At 74.0% G+C, this 16,489-nt stretch carries 16 protein-coding genes; 4 read left to right on the plus strand and 12 right to left on the minus strand.

Annotated elements, in window-relative coordinates; translation table 11 throughout:
- Positions 1-70: 70 nt before the first annotated feature.
- From ACFYML_RS00510 to ACFYML_RS00555, 10 genes are all read right to left on the minus strand, one after another.
- Positions 71-325, minus strand: a complete 255-nt coding sequence (locus tag ACFYML_RS00510) for a hypothetical protein (RefSeq protein ID WP_387418614.1) — start codon at positions 323-325, stop codon at positions 71-73.
- A gap of 15 nt (positions 326-340) precedes the next feature.
- A complete protein-coding gene (tsaD, locus tag ACFYML_RS00515) occupies positions 341-1,387 on the minus strand; it encodes a tRNA (adenosine(37)-N6)-threonylcarbamoyltransferase complex transferase subunit TsaD (RefSeq protein WP_387418615.1) in 1,047 nt (348 codons plus the stop codon).
- A 5-nt stretch (positions 1,388-1,392) separates the two neighbouring features.
- Positions 1,393-1,845: a ribosomal protein S18-alanine N-acetyltransferase gene (gene rimI / locus ACFYML_RS00520; protein WP_387418616.1), complete on the minus strand. Its 453-nt coding sequence runs from the start codon at positions 1,843-1,845 to the stop codon at positions 1,393-1,395.
- Complete coding sequence (tsaB, locus tag ACFYML_RS00525; RefSeq protein ID WP_387418617.1) at positions 1,842-2,519, minus strand: tRNA (adenosine(37)-N6)-threonylcarbamoyltransferase complex dimerization subunit type 1 TsaB; 678 nt, start codon at positions 2,517-2,519, stop codon at positions 1,842-1,844. The genes rimI and tsaB overlap by 4 nt, the downstream gene beginning before the upstream one ends.
- 142 nt (positions 2,520-2,661) lie before the next feature.
- The gene (gene ung / locus ACFYML_RS00530) at positions 2,662-3,366 is read right to left on the minus strand and encodes a uracil-DNA glycosylase (RefSeq protein WP_387418618.1); all 705 of its coding nucleotides are present in this window, start codon (positions 3,364-3,366) and stop codon (positions 2,662-2,664) included.
- A 59-nt stretch (positions 3,367-3,425) separates the two neighbouring features.
- The gene (gene tsaE, locus ACFYML_RS00535) at positions 3,426-3,908 is read right to left on the minus strand and encodes a tRNA (adenosine(37)-N6)-threonylcarbamoyltransferase complex ATPase subunit type 1 TsaE (RefSeq protein ID WP_387418619.1); all 483 of its coding nucleotides are present in this window, start codon (positions 3,906-3,908) and stop codon (positions 3,426-3,428) included.
- A 13-nt stretch (positions 3,909-3,921) separates the two neighbouring features.
- Positions 3,922-5,013 (minus strand): alpha/beta fold hydrolase, encoded by a 1,092-nt coding sequence (locus ACFYML_RS00540; RefSeq protein WP_387418620.1) that lies wholly within the window; start codon positions 5,011-5,013, stop codon positions 3,922-3,924.
- A gap of 114 nt (positions 5,014-5,127) precedes the next feature.
- On the minus strand, positions 5,128-6,246 hold the full coding sequence (gene alr / locus ACFYML_RS00545; RefSeq protein WP_387418621.1) for an alanine racemase: 1,119 nt from the start codon (positions 6,244-6,246) through the stop codon (positions 5,128-5,130).
- A 111-nt stretch (positions 6,247-6,357) separates the two neighbouring features.
- Positions 6,358-7,827, minus strand: a complete 1,470-nt coding sequence (locus ACFYML_RS00550; RefSeq protein ID WP_387418622.1) for an NAD(P)H-hydrate dehydratase — start codon at positions 7,825-7,827, stop codon at positions 6,358-6,360.
- A 56-nt stretch (positions 7,828-7,883) separates the two neighbouring features.
- Complete coding sequence (locus ACFYML_RS00555; protein ID WP_073834878.1) at positions 7,884-8,252, minus strand: holo-ACP synthase; 369 nt, start codon at positions 8,250-8,252, stop codon at positions 7,884-7,886.
- Between the two features lie 221 nt (positions 8,253-8,473).
- On the opposite strand from ACFYML_RS00555, the gene ACFYML_RS00560 reads away from it, so the two are divergent.
- On the plus strand, positions 8,474-8,770 hold the full coding sequence (locus ACFYML_RS00560) for a type VII secretion target (protein WP_387274779.1): 297 nt from the start codon (positions 8,474-8,476) through the stop codon (positions 8,768-8,770).
- On the plus strand, positions 8,767-10,521 hold the full coding sequence (locus tag ACFYML_RS00565; RefSeq protein WP_387418623.1) for an alpha/beta hydrolase: 1,755 nt from the start codon (positions 8,767-8,769) through the stop codon (positions 10,519-10,521). Before ACFYML_RS00560 ends, ACFYML_RS00565 begins: the two co-directional genes overlap by 4 nt.
- Positions 10,522-10,586: 65 nt before the next feature.
- Here the strand turns inward: ACFYML_RS00565 and glmS are convergent, their stop codons facing one another.
- On the minus strand, positions 10,587-12,500 hold the full coding sequence (gene glmS, locus ACFYML_RS00570; RefSeq protein ID WP_387418624.1) for a glutamine--fructose-6-phosphate transaminase (isomerizing): 1,914 nt from the start codon (positions 12,498-12,500) through the stop codon (positions 10,587-10,589).
- A 246-nt stretch (positions 12,501-12,746) separates the two neighbouring features.
- Entirely contained in the window at positions 12,747-14,516 is a 1,770-nt protein-coding gene (locus ACFYML_RS00575; RefSeq protein ID WP_387418625.1) for an LVIVD repeat-containing protein, read from the minus strand.
- Positions 14,517-14,816: 300 nt separating this feature from the next.
- On the opposite strand from ACFYML_RS00575, the gene ACFYML_RS00580 reads away from it, so the two are divergent.
- Together ACFYML_RS00580 and ACFYML_RS00585 are read left to right on the plus strand one after the other, a co-directional pair.
- A complete protein-coding gene (locus ACFYML_RS00580) occupies positions 14,817-15,506 on the plus strand; it encodes a DUF305 domain-containing protein (RefSeq protein WP_387418626.1) in 690 nt (229 codons plus the stop codon).
- Positions 15,507-15,510: 4 nt separating this feature from the next.
- Positions 15,511-16,446 (plus strand): MmpS family transport accessory protein, encoded by a 936-nt coding sequence (locus ACFYML_RS00585; RefSeq protein WP_387418627.1) that lies wholly within the window; start codon positions 15,511-15,513, stop codon positions 16,444-16,446.
- Positions 16,447-16,489 lie beyond the last annotated feature (43 nt).

Consider the following 16,489-nt stretch of genomic DNA (forward strand, 5'->3'; position numbering starts at 1 on the left):
ACGCCCCGACGCTAGGTGGCCGGCACCGGGCCACGCCAACCAATTCCCGCCGCTCGCCGGCAGCGCCGGATCAGCGATCGACCTGCGTGAAGTCCCAGGCGTGCGGCGGGCGGGCGACCAGTGTCGGCGGCGGGTCCGGCAGGTTCCGCGGGCTGCTCCGCCACTTGGAGATGACCACGAGGCGGTGGTCGGTGGAGGAGAACACCTCGCTGGACAGGTGCAGCGGGTCGTGCTCGAACTCGGGCAGCACGGTCTCGCAGACCCAGGTGATCAGGTCGGCGAAGCCGTACGGTTCGGCCCTCGCCTCCCACATCCGGACGATCACGTCAGCCCCTCCCGCTCAGACGCTGACCACGGTCAGCGGCATCGCGGAGTCGGCGGGCAGGTCGAGGCGGCTCGGGGCGACGCCCGAGGCGACCAGGTGCGAGCCCAGCGCGGCCACCATCGCGCCGTTGTCGGTGCAGAGGTTCGGGCGGGGCGTACGCACCCGGATGCCGTGCCGGGCCGCCCGGTCCTCGGCCATCGCCCGCAGCCGCGAGTTGGCCGCCACCCCGCCGCCGATCACCAGCGTCTCGATGCCACTGCTCCGGCAGGCGTCCAGCGCCTTGCCAACCAGCACGTCGCAGACCGCCTCCTGGAAGGACGCGGCCACGTCGGCGACCGGGACCGGCTCGCCGGCCCGCTGCCGCGCCTCCACCCAGCGGGCCACCGCGGTCTTCAGCCCGGAGAAGGAGAAGTCGTAGCGGTGGGCGGCCAGGTCCTTGGGCGCGGTCAGGCCACGCGGGAAGGCGATCGCCGCCGGGTCACCGGCCCGCGCCTCCCGGTCGATCCACGGGCCGCCCGGGAACGGCAGCCCGAGCAGCCGGGCCACCTTGTCGAACGCCTCGCCGGCGGCGTCGTCGATGGTCGAGCCGAGCGGGGTGACCCCCCGGGCCAGGTCGTCGACGCGCAGCAGCGAGGAGTGCCCGCCGGAGACCAGCAGCGCGATCGCCGGCTCGGGTAGCGGTCCGTGCTCCAGCGTGTCCACCGCGACGTGTGCGGCGAGGTGGTTCACCCCGTAGACCGGCTTCTCGGCGGCGACCGCGTACCCCTTGGCGGCGGCGACCCCGACGAGCAGCGCGCCCGCCAGGCCCGGCCCGGAGGTGACGGCGATGGCGTCGATGTCCGCGATCGTCACCCCGGCCTGCTTCAGCGCCCGGTCCATGGTCGGCACGATGGCCTCCAGGTGGGCGCGACTGGCCACCTCGGGCACCACGCCGCCGAACCGGGCGTGCTGCTCGACGCTGGAGGCCAGCGCGTCGGCGAGCAGGGTGTGCCCGCGGACGATGCCGACGCCGGTCTCGTCGCAGGAGGTCTCGATGCCGAGGATCAGGGGTTCGTCAGCCATGCTCGTCAGTCCTCGTTGCGCTGCATGACCAGCGCGTCGGTGTTGCTCGGTTGGTAGTAGCCGCGGCGCACGCCGATCGGCTCGAAGCCGTATGTCGCGTAGAGGCGCTGCGCGGGAGCGTTGTCCGCGGCGACCTCCAGCAGCGTGCTGCGGACGCCGCGCCGGGCCGCCTCGGCGAGCAGCGCCTCCAGCAGCGCCCGGCCGATCCCCCGGCGCTGCGCGTCACGGCGGACCGCGATGTTCTGCACCCACGCCTCGTCGGGCGGCGCCACCAGCAGCCCGGCGTAGCCGAGCACGGTCCCGTCGGCGTCGGTGGCCACCAGGTAGCAGTGCCCGTTGGCCAACTCGTTCCAGAACATCGCCGGGGACCACTGCTCGGCGCCGAACAGGTCCGCCTCGAGCGGTAGCACCTGGTCGATGTGCCACCAGCGGAACCGGCCGAGTCGTACCTCGGTCACGGCAGGACCGGCTTGTGGCCGGTCGCCGCGACGGCGTCCGGGCGGCGCAGGTAGAGCGGGGTGAGCGGCTCACTCGGGGCGCCCGCGCGGATCCGCTCGGCGGCGAGCCGGGCCAGCGCCGTCGCGTCCGGATAGCGCGGCTCGCCGCGCACCGGCAGACCGAGGACGTCCGCGTACCGGTGGGCGCCGTCGCCGACCGCGACGGTGACGGCCAGGCCCCGGGCACGCTCCGCGGCGACCGCCGGGGTGTCCACGTTCGGCCCGGCGATCCGCTGACCGGCGCCGTCGTAGGCGGCCCAGTAGACCTCGCGGCGCCGCGCGTCGCTGGCCGCCAGGACCGGCTCGCCGGCGGCCGCCGGGTGGCCGATCGCGTCCAGCGAGCAGACCCCGTAGGTGGGGATGCCGAGCACCTGGCCCATGGTGGCGGCGGTGACCAGGCCCACCCGCAGCCCGGTGAACGGCCCGGGGCCGAGCCCGGCGACGATCGCGGCCAGGTCGGCGGCGCGCGCGCCGGCGTCGGCCAGCACCGCGTCGACCTGCGGGGCGAGCAGCTCCCCGTGCGCCCGGGCGTCGACCGTGCACCGCTGCGCGCGGGTCGCGACCGCGTCCGCCGAGACCTCGACCAGGGCCGCGGTCACCGCGGGCGTCGAGGAGTCCACCACGAGTACGAGCACGGTATGCCAGCCTAGCCGCACTGCGGTCACGGCCGGTCACGGCCTGTCTCACGCAACGGCGGCCGGCTTCTCCGGCGGCTGCCCCGGCACCACGGCGGTCCGCTCCGTCCGCTACTGGCGGTGACCTCGCTCCGGCAGCACATCACCCGTGAGCGGAGCGTTCCCAGTCGATGGTGGGTAGGCCGGCGTCGGCGAGGGCCTTGTTCGCGGCGCTGAACGGCCGGCTGCCCAGGAAGCCGCGCGGGTTCATCGGGCTCGGGTGGCCGGCCTCCAGCACCACGTGCCGTGGGTTGGTGACCAGGGCCGCCTTCTTGCGGGCGTAGCCGCCCCACAGCAGGAACACCACGCGCTGGTCGAGGGCGTCCAGGGCCCGGATGGTGGCGTCGGTGAACTCCTCCCAGCCCTGGTTGGCGTGCGAGCCGGGGGTGGCCTGCCGGACGGTGAGCACCGAGTTGAGCAGCAGCACGCCCTGCGCCGCCCAGCCGGTCAGGTTGCCGCTGCTCGGCTTCGGCACGCCCAGGTCCTCGCCGAGTTCCTTGAAGACGTTGCGCAGCGACGGCGGCACCGCCACTCCCTCGCGCACGCTGAAGCTGAGCCCGTGCGCCTGCCCCGCCTTGTGGTAGGGGTCCTGCCCGAGGATCAGCACCCGGCACTCCGCCGGCCCGCACAGCCGGTAGGCGGAGAACAGGTCCTCGACCGGTGGGAAGACGGTCTGGGTCGCGTATTCCCCGGCGACGAACTCGGCCAGCGCGGTGGCGCGGGCCGGATCGAGGTGCGGGGTGAGCGCCGCCCGCCACGCGTCGGGGAGGAGCGCCAGCAGGTCGAGGGTGGGGGCGTCCTGGGGCATGGCAACCTTTCGCCGGATTGATCGGTCCCGGGCACTGTAGGAGCCGGGTATGACAGTCCTCAGTCGAGGGTGGCGAGACGCCGCGCCCAGTCGCCGCCGACCGGCTCGCACGTCACCACCCGGGTGTCGTCCTCCCGCCGGTCGATCCGGACCCGCAGGTGCGCGTCGGCCAACTGCTCGACCATCCCCTCGCCCCACTCGACCACGGTGACCGCCTCGTCCACCGAGGCGTCCAGGTCCAGGTCGTCGATCTCGGCCCGCGGGTCGGCGGACTCCCCCAGCCGGTACGCGTCGGCGTGCACCAGGGTCACCCGCCCGCCGCGGGCCGGGTCCGGCCGGTGCACCCGGGCGATCACGAAGGTCGGCGAGGTGATGTCGCCGCGTACGCCGAGGCCGGCGCCGATGCCCTGGGTCAACGCGGTCTTGCCGGCGCCCAACGGGCCGCTGAGCAGCAGCAGGTCACCGGCGCGCAGCACACCGGCCAGCCGGCGGCCGAACTCGTGGGTGTCGTCGACCGTCTTCAGCTCCACGACAACGGTCACCGCGCCTCCCGGATCAGAGTTCGGCAAGGAACTGCTCCAGTGCCGCGTTCACTTCGTCGGCGTGCTCCAGCATCACCACGTGCCCACTGTCGTGGATCTTCACGAACTTGGCGTGCGGCAGCCGCCGGACGATCTCCTCGGAGTGGGTCACCGGGGTGATCATGTCCTTGTCCCCCACGATCACCAGCACCGGCGTGCCGGCCAGCGCGGCCAGCGCCGGGAAGCGCGAGTGGGTGGCCAGCGTGCGCAGGTAGCGGGTGACCGTGTCGGCCGACGTCCGCGAGTTCATCTTCTCGACGTACGACACCAGGGCCGGGCTGGGCTTCGCGGTGCCGAAGCCGTACCGGCGGGTCAGCAGCCAGGCGACGTTGGACGTCGACTTCCGGGCCTTGTCGATCATCGTGCCGCCATACCGGGTGGCGTTGCTCATCATGTAGAGCATCGGGGCACCGACCCGCCCGAGCAGCGCGGGCGCCACCAGCTTGGTCTCGGCGAGCAGGCCGCCCGAGGTGGCCATCAGCACCGTGCCGACCACCCGTTCGCCGAACAGCTCCGGGTAGAGCTCGGCCAGCGCCATGATCGTCATGCCGCCCATCGAGTGCCCGATCAGCACCAGCGGCCCCTCCGGGGCCACCTCGTCGAGCACCCGGCGCAGGGTCCGGCCCAACCTGGCCAGGTCGTACTCGCCGGTCTCCAGCTTCCCGGAGCGGCCGTGCCCGGGCTGGTCGTACGCGACGACCCGGTAGTCGCCCCGGGCGGCGAGCAACTGGCGCTGGAAGTGGAAGGTCCCCATGTCCAGGCAGAAGCCGTGCACCAGCACGACGGTAGGGTGCCCGGCGACCGGCCGGGTCGGCTCGACCACCTCCACCTGGATGTCGGTGCCGTCCGGCATCTCCAGCAGGAACGACTCGTCGTACCGCTGCTGGCCGAAGTCCTCCTGCGTGTACCGGTCGGCGGGGTCGGCCTTGAGGCGGCGGACCAGGACCCGCTCGCTCACCACGCCCGCGGCGAGCCCCGCGGCGGCGACACCGACGGCGGCGCCGACCACTCCGGCGACCCGCCCCGCGGCGGTCCGCGGCCGCGGGACACGGAAGCGTCCGCTCACGGCGCTGTCTCGGTTCGCGACTGCGGGGCTCGCAACCCCGGCTCACTCCTCGCGCTCACGGCGCTGTCTCGGTTCGCGACTGCGGGGCTCGCAACCCCGGCTCACTCCTCGCGCTCACGGTCGTTCGCCGTCGTAGACGCGGGGCACCCGGACCCCGCCGAACCGGGTCACGATCTCGTAGTTGATGGTGCCGACCGCCTCGGCCCAGTCGTCGGCGGTGGGCTCGCCGGCCGCGCCGCTGCCGAAGAGGGTCGCCACGTCGCCGGCCGCCACCTCGTCGTCGCCGCAGTCCAGCACGAACTGGTCCATGCAGACCCGGCCGGAGATGGTCCGCCGCTTGCCGCCGAGCTGCACCGGACCGGTGTTCGAGGCGTGCCGGGGCACCCCGTCGGCGTACCCGAGCGGGATGACGGCCAGGTTGGCCTCCCGCTCGGTGAGGTAGGTGTGGCCGTACGACACGCCGGTGCCGGCCGGGACGCGCTTGGTCAGCATCACCCGGGCCCGGGCGGTCATCGCCGGGCGCAGCCCGAACTGCTCACCGGCCACCGGCGAGAGGCCGTAGACCGCCAGACCGGGGCGGACCAGGTCGAAGTGGGTGTCCTGGCGGGTCAGGGTGGCGGCCGAGTTGGCCAGGTGCCGGTAACGGGGGCGCAGCCCCGCCTTCTCGACCATGGCCAGCCCCTCATGGAAGACGGCGAGCTGGCGGTCGATGGTGGGGTGGCCGGGCGAGTCGGCGTACGCGAAGTGGCTCCACACCCCGACCACCTCGACCTGGCCGTCGGCCTCGGCCTTCGCCGCGGCCTCCAGCAGGGCGGGCCAGTCGGCGACGGTCGCCCCGCCGCGCGCCAGGCCGGTGTCGATCTTCAGGTGCACCTGGGCCGGGCGCTCCGCCCGGCGGCTCGCCTCGATCATCTCGTCGAGCTGGGCGAGGCTGGCGCAGCCCAGGTCGACGCCGACCGCGACGCCGTCGTGCAACGGCAGCCCGGGGGCGAGCAGCCAGGCCAGCACGGGCGCGGTAATCCCCGCCTGGCGCAGGTTGAGCGCCTCGTCGAGGGTGCAGACCCCGAGCCAGTCCGCGCCGGCGTCGAGCGCCGCGCGGGCGGCCGGCACCATGCCGTGGCCGTACCCGTCGGCCTTCACCACCGCCATCAGCTCGGCGCTGGTGCCCGCCCTCAGGCGGGCCACGTTCTCCCGGATCGCGTCCAGGTCGACGCGCACCTCCGACTGCCACATGTCCCCAGCCTACTTCCGCCGGTGATCACCCTGGCCCGGAGCCGCGTGGTCCGCCCGCTGGCACCCCCGCCAGGCAGCCCGACCGCCGGCCGGGCCGCTGGGCCACCGCGGTCAGCCCAGGCGGGCGATCACCGGGCGGAGCGCGGTGGCCACGTCGGGTGCGGTCACCGGACCGCCCCGGGCCGCCTCCCGGCCAGCCAGCCCGTGCAGGTACGCCGCCGCGGCGGCCGCCCGCTCGGCGGGCAGCCCGGCGGCGAGCAGCGCGCCGAGCAGCCCGGCCAGCACGTCGCCGGTGCCTCCGGTGGCCAGCACCGGGGTGCCGGTCGGGTTGACGTACGCCCGGCCGGCCGGGGTGCCGATGATCGTCCGGTCGCCCTTGAGCAGCACCACCGCGTTCATCCAGGCGGCCAGCCGCAGCGCGGCCGACACGCGGTCCGCGCCCGGGGTCTCCCCGCTGAGCCGGGCGTACTCGCGGTCGTGCGGAGTCACCACGATCGGCGCGTCCCGCTTGCGCAGCAGGTCCGCCATCGCGCCGTCGACCAGCAGGGTGAGCGCGTCGGCGTCGAGCACCGCCGGCACCGGCGCGCTGAGCACGGCCCGCAGCTCCGTGGCGGCCTCCTCGCCGGTGCCCAACCCGGAGCCGCAGACCCAGGCCTGCACCCGGCCGGCATCGGCGACCCGGCCGGTGGCGATCACCGACGGGTGGTGGTGCAGCACCTCCGCGCGGGCCCCGCCCGCGTACCGGACCATGCCGGTCGGACCGGCCAGCGCGCCGGCCACCGAGAGCACCGCCGCCCCGGGGTACGTGGCCGAGCCGGTCGCCACGCCGACCACCCCCCGGCTGTACTTCTCCGCGGACGGGCCGAGCCGGGGCCACCAGTCGACCACGTCCGACCACTCGGTGACCCGCAGCGCGGGGGTCCCGCGCAACCACGGCCCCAGCCCGATGTCGACCACGTCCACGTGCCCGGCGAGCGCGGCGGCCGGGCCGACCACCAGGGCCGGCTTCAACGCCCCGAAGGCGACCGTCACGTCGGCGCGCACCGCGCACGGGCGGCCGGAGGCGGTGAGCGGCACGTGGCCGGTGTCCACCGCGACGCCGCTCGGCACGTCCACCGCCACCACGGTGGCCCGGGCACCGTCCCGCCCGGAGCGCCCCGCCAGGCTCGCCGCGAGCTGCTCGGCGGTCTCCCGCAGCCCGCCGGTGCCGCCGATCCCGACGATGCCGTCCAGCACCAGGTCCACCACGGCCGGCGGCCGGTCCACCAGCCGCCCGCCGGCGGCCCGCAGCGCGGCCAGCCCCTCGGCGTGCGCCCGGCCGGGACTGAGCAGCAGGGCCGAGACCGCGGCGCCCCGGCGGGCCAGGTGCGCGCCCGCGTACAGGGTGTCGCCGCCGTTGTCGCCGGAGCCGACCAGCAGCAGCACCTGGGCGCCGTAGACGCCGCCCCGATCGGAGAGCAGCAGGGCGCAGCGGCGGGCCAGCCCGGCGGCGGCCCGCTGCATCAGCGTCCCGGGCGGCAGGGTGGCCAGCAGGCCGGCCTCCGCCGCGCGTACGTCCGCGACCCGCCACACCGGTCTCATGCCACCCCGTCCCGTCCGTTGTCTCGCCAGGCGGGCCGGCCGGCCCGCCGGTCGCCTCACCGCTCCGCGACCACCATGGCCGACGCGATCCCGCCGTCGTGCGACAACGACAGATGCCAGCGGTTGATCCCGCGGTCGGCCGAGGCGGCGGCCACCGTGCCGGAGACGGTCAGCCAGGGCCGGCCGTCCGGATCCGGCACGATCTCGCAGTCGTGCCAGCGCAGCCCGCCCGGCGCGCCGAGCGCCTTGGCCACCGCCTCCTTGGCCGCGAACCGGGCGGCCATCGACTCGGGCGAGCGCGGGTTGCCGGAGCGGGTGAACCGTTCGGCCTCGGTGAACAGGCGGTCGGCGAGCAGCGGGGTCCGCGCCAGGGCCCGGGCGAACCGGTCCACCAGCACGACGTCGATGCCGACAGCCACGATCACGGACTCACCCTACCGGCGGTCGCGGCCGCACATTAGCCGCCGGCTGCGCGGTGGACAACGCCTGTGGACAACCCGGGGGTACGGCCGCCGCCGGCTGTCCACAGGGCCGGTGGGGATGCGCGGACGCCGCCTAGCGTCCCGGTTGCCTGATCCTGCAGGCGACCGTTGGTTCCGCCGCCGGTGAGCCCCGCCGGCGGCCCGTTGTCCCGGGGAGTCCGCCGATGGCCGAGGAGCCGTTCACCGTCGAGCCGGAGCTGCTGCGGGGGGTCGCCCGGCAGTTGGGCGACGACGCGTACCGGCTGGCGCACGGGCTGGCCGGCACGCCCGGGCTGGTGGTGCCGGCCGACGGCTGGCGGGCCGGGGCCGCGCTGGCCGAGCTGGAGGCGGCGGTGCACCGCTGGTGCGGGGCGCTCGCCGCCCGGGTGGCGAGCACCGCCGACGCGGTCCGCAGCGCCGCCGACGGCTACCAGGCGACCGACGAGCGGGCCGCCCGACGGCTGGCCGGGATCCCCCGGTGACGGGCCCCGCCGGCGCCTCGGCAGCCCGCTCCACGCCCGCCCGACCCGGTCCGGCCGGCACGGCCACCCCGGGCGGCGCGCCGACCCTGCGCCGGGAGGCCGCGTGGCCGGGGTCCGCATCCGGCGCGCGGACGCCGGCCGGTGACACCTCCGGTCCGGTCGGATACGCCCAGCTCTGGGCGGCCGACCCGGGTGCCTGGACCCGGGTCGGGGCGGCCTGGCGGGGGGTGATCGGCCCGGTCCGGCAGCGGGCGGACGGGCTGGACGCCCGAGTGGCCGCGCTGCGGCCCGGCTGGTCCGGCGGGGCCGCCGGCGCGGCGCAGGGCCGGATCGGGGCGCTGCGCGGCGCACTGACCGACGTGCTGCCCGCGCTGGTCGAGGTCGACCAGGTGCTCGCCGAGTTCGCCGCCCGGCTCGCCACGGCGAAGGCCCGGCTCGCCGCCGCCGTGGCGCACGCCGACGCGGGCGGCCTGCTGGTGGACCGGGTGGGTGCGGTCCGGCCCGATCCGGCCCACCCGCGCCGCGCCGCCCCGGCCGGCCAGGCGGTCGCCCAGGTGGCGGCCGAGCTGCGGGCCGCACTGGCGCTGGCCGGCGGCGCGGACCGGGAGGCCGCCGCCCGGCTGGGCGAGCTCAGCACGGCGGCGGTCACCGGCTGGGTGAGCGTCCCGCCCGGCGCGCGACCGGCACCCGGCGCCGGGCCGGCTGAGGTGAGCCGCTGGTGGGCGGGGCTCACCCCGGCCGAGCGCCGCTGGCTGGTCGGCCACGAGCCGGCCCGCATCGGTCACCTCGACGGGGTGCCGGTGGCAGCCCGGGACCAGGCCAACCGGCTGCTGCTGGGCGAACGGCGGGCGGGGCTGGCCGCTGCCCGGGTGGGGCTGCTACGTCCGCTGCCGCCGGGGCCGCCCGAGCTGGCCCGGCAGGCCCGGCTCGCCCGGCTGGAGGCGGCCCTGCGCGGCCTCGACGGGCTCACCGAGCGGCTGGGCGAGGCGAGGGTGCCCCGGGCGTACCTGCTCGGGCTCGATCCGGCCGGGGACGGGCGCGCGGTGGTGGCGCTGGGCAACCCGGACCGGGCGGCGGCCGTGCTGACGTACGTCCCCGGGATGACCGCGGACCTCGCCGACGCCCCCGGCGAGCTGGGCCGGGCCGCGCGGGTGCTGGACCGGTGCACGGCGCTCGGCCCGGGCGAGGAGACGGCGGCTGTGCTCTGGCTGGACTACGACGCGCCGGACCACCTGCTCGAGGCGGCCCGGGCCCGGCAGGCGGAGGACGCCGGGTCGGCGCTGCACCGGTTCCAGGAAGGGCTGCGCGCCTCGCACGACGGCCCGCCGGCCCGGCAGACCGTGCTCGGCCACAGCTACGGCTCGCTGGTGGTCGGCACCGCCGCCCGCGACCACGGGCTGAGCGCCGACGCCCTGGTCTTCGTCGGCTCCCCCGGTGCCGGGGTCGACCACGCGAGCGAGCTGCGGATGCCGCCCGGGCAGGTCTGGGCCAGCACCGCGCCGGACGACGTGATCCGGCTGGCCCGGCCGCCGGACGAGCTGGCCCGCCGGGCGGTGCTGGCGGGGACGCCCCTCGGCCCGGTGGCGGCGGTGCTCGACCGGCACGACCCCGGGCTGTGGTTCGGGCGCGACCCGAGCGACCCCGGCTTCGGCGGCCGGCGCTTCCCCAGCGGCCGGTACGGCCACACCGGCTACTGGGAGCCCGACAACCCTGCGCTGGACGGGATGGCCCGGATCGTGCTGGGCCGATGAGCGCGGCGGGTACGGAGACGACCAGGCCCCTCCACCCGGGAGCGGAGGGGCCTGGTCGGGGTGGACTACTCGACCGTGACCGACTTGGCCAGGTTGCGCGGCTGGTCGACATCGTGCCCGCGGGCGGCGGCGATCTCGGCGGCGAGCACCTGGAGCGGCACCGTGGTCACCAGCGGCGCCAGCAACGTCGGCACCCGCGGCACGTAGATCAGGTGGTCGGCGTAGCGGACGACCGCCTGGTCGCCCTCCTCGGCGATCACGATGGTGCGGGCGCCCCGGGCGCGTACCTCCTGGATGTTGGAGACGACCTTGTCGTGCAGCATGCCCCGGCCGATGGGCGACGGCACGATGCAGATGACCGGGGTGCCCTTGTCGATCAGTGCGATCGGGCCGTGCTTCAGCTCGCCGGCGGCGAAGCCCTCGGCGTGCATGTACGCCAGTTCCTTGAGCTTCAGCGCGCCCTCCAGCGCCACCGGGTAGCCGACGTGCCGGCCGATGAAGAGCACCGTCGGCTCGGACTTCAGGTCACGGGCGAGCTCCCGGACGGGCTCGATCCGCATCAGCAGCTCGCGCAGCTTGCCCGGCACCTCCTGGAGCTGCTCGACGACCGCGCCGACCTCGTCGGCGAACTTGATCCCGCGTACCTGGGCCAGGTGCAGGCCGATCAGGTAGCAGGCGACGAGCTGGGTGAGGAACGCCTTGGTCGAGGCGACCGCGATCTCCGGGCCGCCGTGGGTGTAGAGGACGGCGTCGGACTCGCGCGGGATGGTGGAGCCGTTGGTGTTGCAGATGGCGAGCACCCGGGCCTTCTGCTCCTTGGCGTGGCGCAGGGCCATCAGGGTGTCCATGGTCTCGCCGGACTGCGAGATCACCACGATCAGCGTGGAGCGGTCCAGCACCGGGTCGCGGTAACGGAACTCGCTGGCCAGCTCCACCTCGCAGGGGATCCGGGTCCAGTGCTCGATGGCGTACTTGGCGACCAGGCCGGAGTGGTAGGCGGTGCCGCAGGCGACGATGAAGATCTTGTCGACGTCGCGCAGGTCCTGCTCGCTGAGCCGGACCTCGTCGAGGGCGATCTCACCGGTCTCGGTGAGCCGGCCGAGCAGCGTGTCGGCGATGGCCTGCGGCTGCTCCTCGATCTCCTTGAGCATGAACCAGTCGTAGCCGCCCTTCTCGGCGGCGGAGGAGTCCCAGTCGATGTGGAAGTCCTTGCCGGTGGCGGGCTGGCCGGCGAAGTCGGTGATCTCGATGTCGTCCGGGGTGATCAGGACGATCTGGTCCTGGCCCAGCTCGACCGCGTCGCGGGTGTGCTCGATGAACGCGGCCACGTCGCTGGCCAGGTAGTTCTCGCCGTCACCACGGCCGACGACCAGGGGCGAGTTGCGCCGGGCGCCGACCACCGCGCCGGGGATCCCGGCGTCGACGGCGAGCAGGGTGAAAGCGCCCTCCAGCCGCTGGCAGACCAGCCGCATGGCGGAGGCGAGCAGCTGCGGGCTGTCGACCTCGCCCGCCGCGCGCAGGCCGGCCAGCGACCGGGCGAGCAGGTGGGCGGCGCACTCGGTGTCGGTGTCGCTGGCGAACTCGACGCCCTCGGCCTCCAGCTCGGTGCGGAGCCGGGCGAAGTTCTCGATGATGCCGTTGTGGATCACGGCGACCCGGCCGTCGGGGGACAGGTGTGGGTGGGCGTTGCGGTCGGTCGGCCCGCCGTGGGTGGCCCAGCGGGTGTGGCCGATGCTGGTGGTGCCGTCGCCGATGCCGATCGGGCTGGCCGCGCAGGACTCCGGATCGGTGGCCGCGCGCTCGGCCAGGACCTTCTCCAGGTTAGCCAGCTTGCCGGCCTTCTTCTCGATCAGCAGCTCGTCGTCGCAGACGACGGCCACACCGGCCGAGTCGTAGCCGCGGTACTCCAGCCGCCGCAGTCCGTCCAGCACGATGCCGAGCGCCGGGCGCGCGCCGGCGTAACCCACGATTCCACACATGGTCCGCAGCCTAACCCAGTTTCGCTCACCACGCGTGCTCGGAAGTCGGGTAAACAATCACTGAATCTGAGCGAACTGGTGGTCAGAGGGCAAGGATCGGACAAATCCCAACCACCGAGCGGCGCGTGGGAGCGCCCACCCGCCGGCTCCCCGCTTCGGGCGCCATGGCCAGTGGCCGGAAACAAAGGGCTCCGGCCCGGCGGATCCGCCGGGCCGGAGCTGTAGTGCCTTGAGTGTGCCTGTGGGTCAGCTCGTCTTCACCGATCCGGTGACCGCGCTGTCCCGCACGGTGCCGCCGATGGCGTCCACCGAGCCGTTCACCTTGCTCTCCACGATCGACACCACGGAGGCGCCGGTCGCGGTGACCGAGCCGTTGAGGGTCGAGTTGAAGGCGATCAGACCGGCGCCCGGCGCGACCTTGGTGGCACCGTTGACGGTCACCCCGTCCAGGCAGGTGATGCCGGACGTGATGTCGAGGCCACCGTTCTGCCGGTTGCGCAGGACGGTGGTGCAGGCCGGGTAGCTGGGCTGGGTCTGCACGTTCAGCTCGGCGAAGGAGATCGCCCGAGCGTTGTTCGTCCGCGGGTCGTCCAGCTTGAGGACGTCGAGACCCTTCTGGATGTCGTTCGAGTAGATGTATCCGTTGTGGTAGTACGTCGACCAGGCCCCACCGAGGATGCGGCGGGTGTCCGAGAGCGGGCCCCGCTCCCAGTAGGCGATCTCGACCGGGTTGGCCGAGTCGGTGAAGTCGATCACCGAGATGCCGCCCTGGTACCACGCCTGGACCATGATGTCGCGGCCCATCGCCGGGATCAGCGAGCCGTTGTGCGCAACGCAGTTCTCGAGGGTGGTGTTCAACCGCGGGATCTTGAAGTAGCTCTTGAAGACCAGCTTGCGGTCCGCACCGGAGCCGACGATGTCGTAGATCGCGTCCGCGCCCTGGTTGGTCCGGTAGCTGCTGGTGCAGATCGCGCTGCTGCCGCCGCCGAGCTCGTCGGTGAAGACCACCTTGTTGCCGGCGTTGTTGAACGTGGCCGAGTGCCAGAACGCGAAGTTCGTGTCCCGGACCTGGCTGAGGATCACCGGGTTCTCCCGGTTGGAGATGTCGAACAGGACGCCGTCACCCATGCAGGCGCCGGCGGCCAGGTCCAGCTCCGGGTAGGCGGTGATGTCGTGGCAGCCGCTGGTGGAGTTGGCGCCGGTGGTTCCCGGGAAGAGAACCGGGGTGGCCACCACGGCGGCGCTGGTCGGGTTGTCCAGCGGCACCTTGATGATCGAGATCTTGTCGTGCGGCGTCTTGCAGTAGAAGGCGCTGGCCGACGGGCCGTACGACTGGACGTAGACGTAGACGCTCTTCCCGTCCTTGCTCGGCACCAGCGTCTGGGTGTGCGAACCGCAGTCGGTCCGGACCGACTTGATGTACCGCGGGTTCGCCTTGTCGCTGATGTCGAAGATCCGGACGCCCTCCCAGGAGCTTTCCTGGGTCACCGAACCGACCGAGCTGCTGCACGAGTCGTTGGTCCGCGGCTGGTCGACCGCGAAGAACAGCAGGTTGCCGATGACCGACGGGTCGCCCTGCGAGCCGGAGCAGACCACCTGGCTGACCACCTGAGGCGAGCTGGGGTTGCTGACGTCGAAGACGTTGAAGCCCTCGTAGTTGCCGGCGAAGACGTAGTTGCCCTGGAACGCCAGGTCCGAGTCGTACGCCCCCTCGCTGGCGAACCCGCCGAACTTCGGGATGTTGGCGATCTGCCGGATGTTCGCGGTGCTGGCGATCTCGTCGATGCCCGGGATGGTGTTGGTGGCGGCCACGTCGTTGGCCGCCTCCTCGCCGATGCAGTACTCGGCGAAGTTGTCCCCGGCAGCCCGGAACGACTCGCAGACGTCGGTGTTCTCGGTGGATTCGGTGGCACCGCTCGCCGGCGCCGCGGCCACGACGGTGGTCAGGAAAAGGGCGCCTGTGGCGGCAAGGCTGATGGTCAGCCTTCGGCTCCCTCGTGGGGTTGCTTGGAACATATGGACACCCTTCGTCATGGGGTTGAGCAGGGTGTCGGGACGATAACCTGGCGTTCGATACAAGATTGTGATCCAGCTCACACTAAACACTCGCTTGTGGTCACGGTTCAGTGAATGTGGCGGCGGTGCGGTGGCACGAATAACCGCAGGTGGGACCAATCGAACCTTTTCGCTGCCCGCGATCTTCCCGGTGCAGGTCAACGCCGCGTTACGATCCCGGCCATCCTCGGGGCGGACGGCGGGAGTCGAGTTGTGCTAGGTGTACGGTTCCGATCTCTTTTTGGACGGTCGCGGGCGATTGTGCTGGTCGAGCTGGCCGTGCTCACCATGGTGGCCGCCGGGGCCGCGGCGGTCGTCTGGTGGCCCGACGACCAGCCGAAACCGGCGGCGAAGGCGAGCCCACCGGCATCGCTCGCCCTGCCCGGCCTGCCGGAGGCAACCGCGCCGGTGCTGCTGCCCGGGGCTCCCGGTGAGGCGGCGAAGACCCTCCCGGCCAATGAGATGCCGCCCGTGCCGCGCCGGTCGCACAACAACGCCGACATCCGGTTCGTGACGATGATGATTCCGCACCATGAGCAGGCGCTCGTGATGGCCAAACTGGTGGCGGACCGGGGACAGAACCCGCAGCTCAAGATCATCGCAGACCGGATCCTGGCGGCCCAGGAACCGGAGATCAAGACGCTGGAGACCTGGCTGACGGACCGGGGTTTGAACCGGAACTCCGGCCCCGGCCACCAGCACGGCATGGCCGGCATGCAGTCAGCGGAGGCATTGGACCAGCTCACCGCCGCCCGGGGCGCCGAGTTCGACCGGATGTTCGTCACCATGATGGTCGAGCACCATCAGGGCGCGATCGACATGGCGGGCGAGGTGCTGGCGCTCGGCGTCGACGGCGTCCTCAACGAGATGGCCACCAGCGTCGTCGTGGAGCAGGGCGCTGAGATCAACCGGATGCGCGAGGCGCTGGGCGCCCGTCCCCCTGCGAGCTGACCCGATGTCCGAGCCAACGCCGACCCCCCAGCCGTCGGCCGACGGGGGCCACGCCGATCCCACCACCCCACCGGCGCCCGCGCCCTGGACACCGCCCGATCCGCTCGCCGGCCCCCAGCCCTGGACGCCGCAGACGCCGTGGTCGCCGACCCCCTGGTCGCCAGCACCCTGGTCGCCCGGCTCGACCGGCACACCCGGCCCGACAGGCGTGGCGGGCACGGCGGGCGGCATCGGGACGCCGGGCAACACCGGCCAGCCGGAAGCGACCGCCGACCCGGCCCGCACCGGGCCGCCGGGCCCCGCCGACCCGCCGCGGCCGGCCGTCCCGCCCGTCACCCCGGTCCCGCCGCCGGCTCACCCCTGGCCCGGGTACGCCGCACCCGGCTGGCCTCCGGCCGGCTACCCGCCGCCGTACGCGTACCCCGGGATGCCGCCGACCCGGACGAACGGCGGCAAGATCGCGGCGATCGTGGCCGCGGTGGCCACCGTCCTGGTGCTGCTCTTCTGCGGCTGTGTCGGCCTGGGCGTGCTCGGCAGCTCGTTCGGTGACCCGGTGCCGTCCGGGGAGCCCTACGGCGACTCGGGCTACGACGACTCGGGCTACGGCGAGCCGGAGGAGGACGCCACCGCCGGGCAACCGAGCCCCGCCACCACCCCGTCGGGCGGGCCGGGCCGGTTCGAGGTGGTGTACGAGGTGACCGGCACCGAAGCGGTGAACGTCCAGTTCTACGACGCCAACGGCGACTTCCTCCAGGTCGACGGGGTGCGGTCGCCGTGGCGGCTGGCGTTCACCGCCAACGACCGGGAGCGGGTGCAGATCGTCGCCTTGCCCGCCGACCGGGGCGGCGACCCGATCACCTGCCAGATCACCATCGACGGGAAGGTCGTCTCCCGGGATTCGAGCTCGTCGGGCGCGATAGCGACCTGCTTCGGGTGGTGAGACCGGCGAGTCGTGCGACGCGGGCGCCGGGCCGTAGGCTGGC

The organism is Micromonospora sp. NPDC007230, assembly GCF_042869115.1.
Classification (GTDB): domain Bacteria; phylum Actinomycetota; class Actinomycetes; order Mycobacteriales; family Micromonosporaceae; genus Micromonospora.

Coding starts and splice junctions, on each gene's coding strand:
- tsaD (WP_387418615.1), bottom strand. CDS start 1,387: ATGGCTGACGAACCCCTGATCCTCGGCATCGAGACCTCCTGCGACGAG.
- ung (WP_387418618.1), bottom strand. CDS start 3,366: ATGCCCCAGGACGCCCCCACCCTCGACCTGCTGGCGCTCCTCCCCGAC.
- alr (WP_387418621.1), bottom strand. CDS start 6,246: ATGTGGCAGTCGGAGGTGCGCGTCGACCTGGACGCGATCCGGGAGAAC.
- ACFYML_RS00550 (WP_387418622.1), bottom strand. CDS start 7,827: ATGAGACCGGTGTGGCGGGTCGCGGACGTACGCGCGGCGGAGGCCGGC.
- ACFYML_RS00560 (WP_387274779.1), top strand. CDS start 8,474: ATGGCCGAGGAGCCGTTCACCGTCGAGCCGGAGCTGCTGCGGGGGGTC.
- glmS (WP_387418624.1), bottom strand. CDS start 12,500: ATGTGTGGAATCGTGGGTTACGCCGGCGCGCGCCCGGCGCTCGGCATC.
- ACFYML_RS00575 (WP_387418625.1), bottom strand. CDS start 14,516: ATGTTCCAAGCAACCCCACGAGGGAGCCGAAGGCTGACCATCAGCCTT.
- ACFYML_RS00585 (WP_387418627.1), top strand. CDS start 15,511: ATGTCCGAGCCAACGCCGACCCCCCAGCCGTCGGCCGACGGGGGCCAC.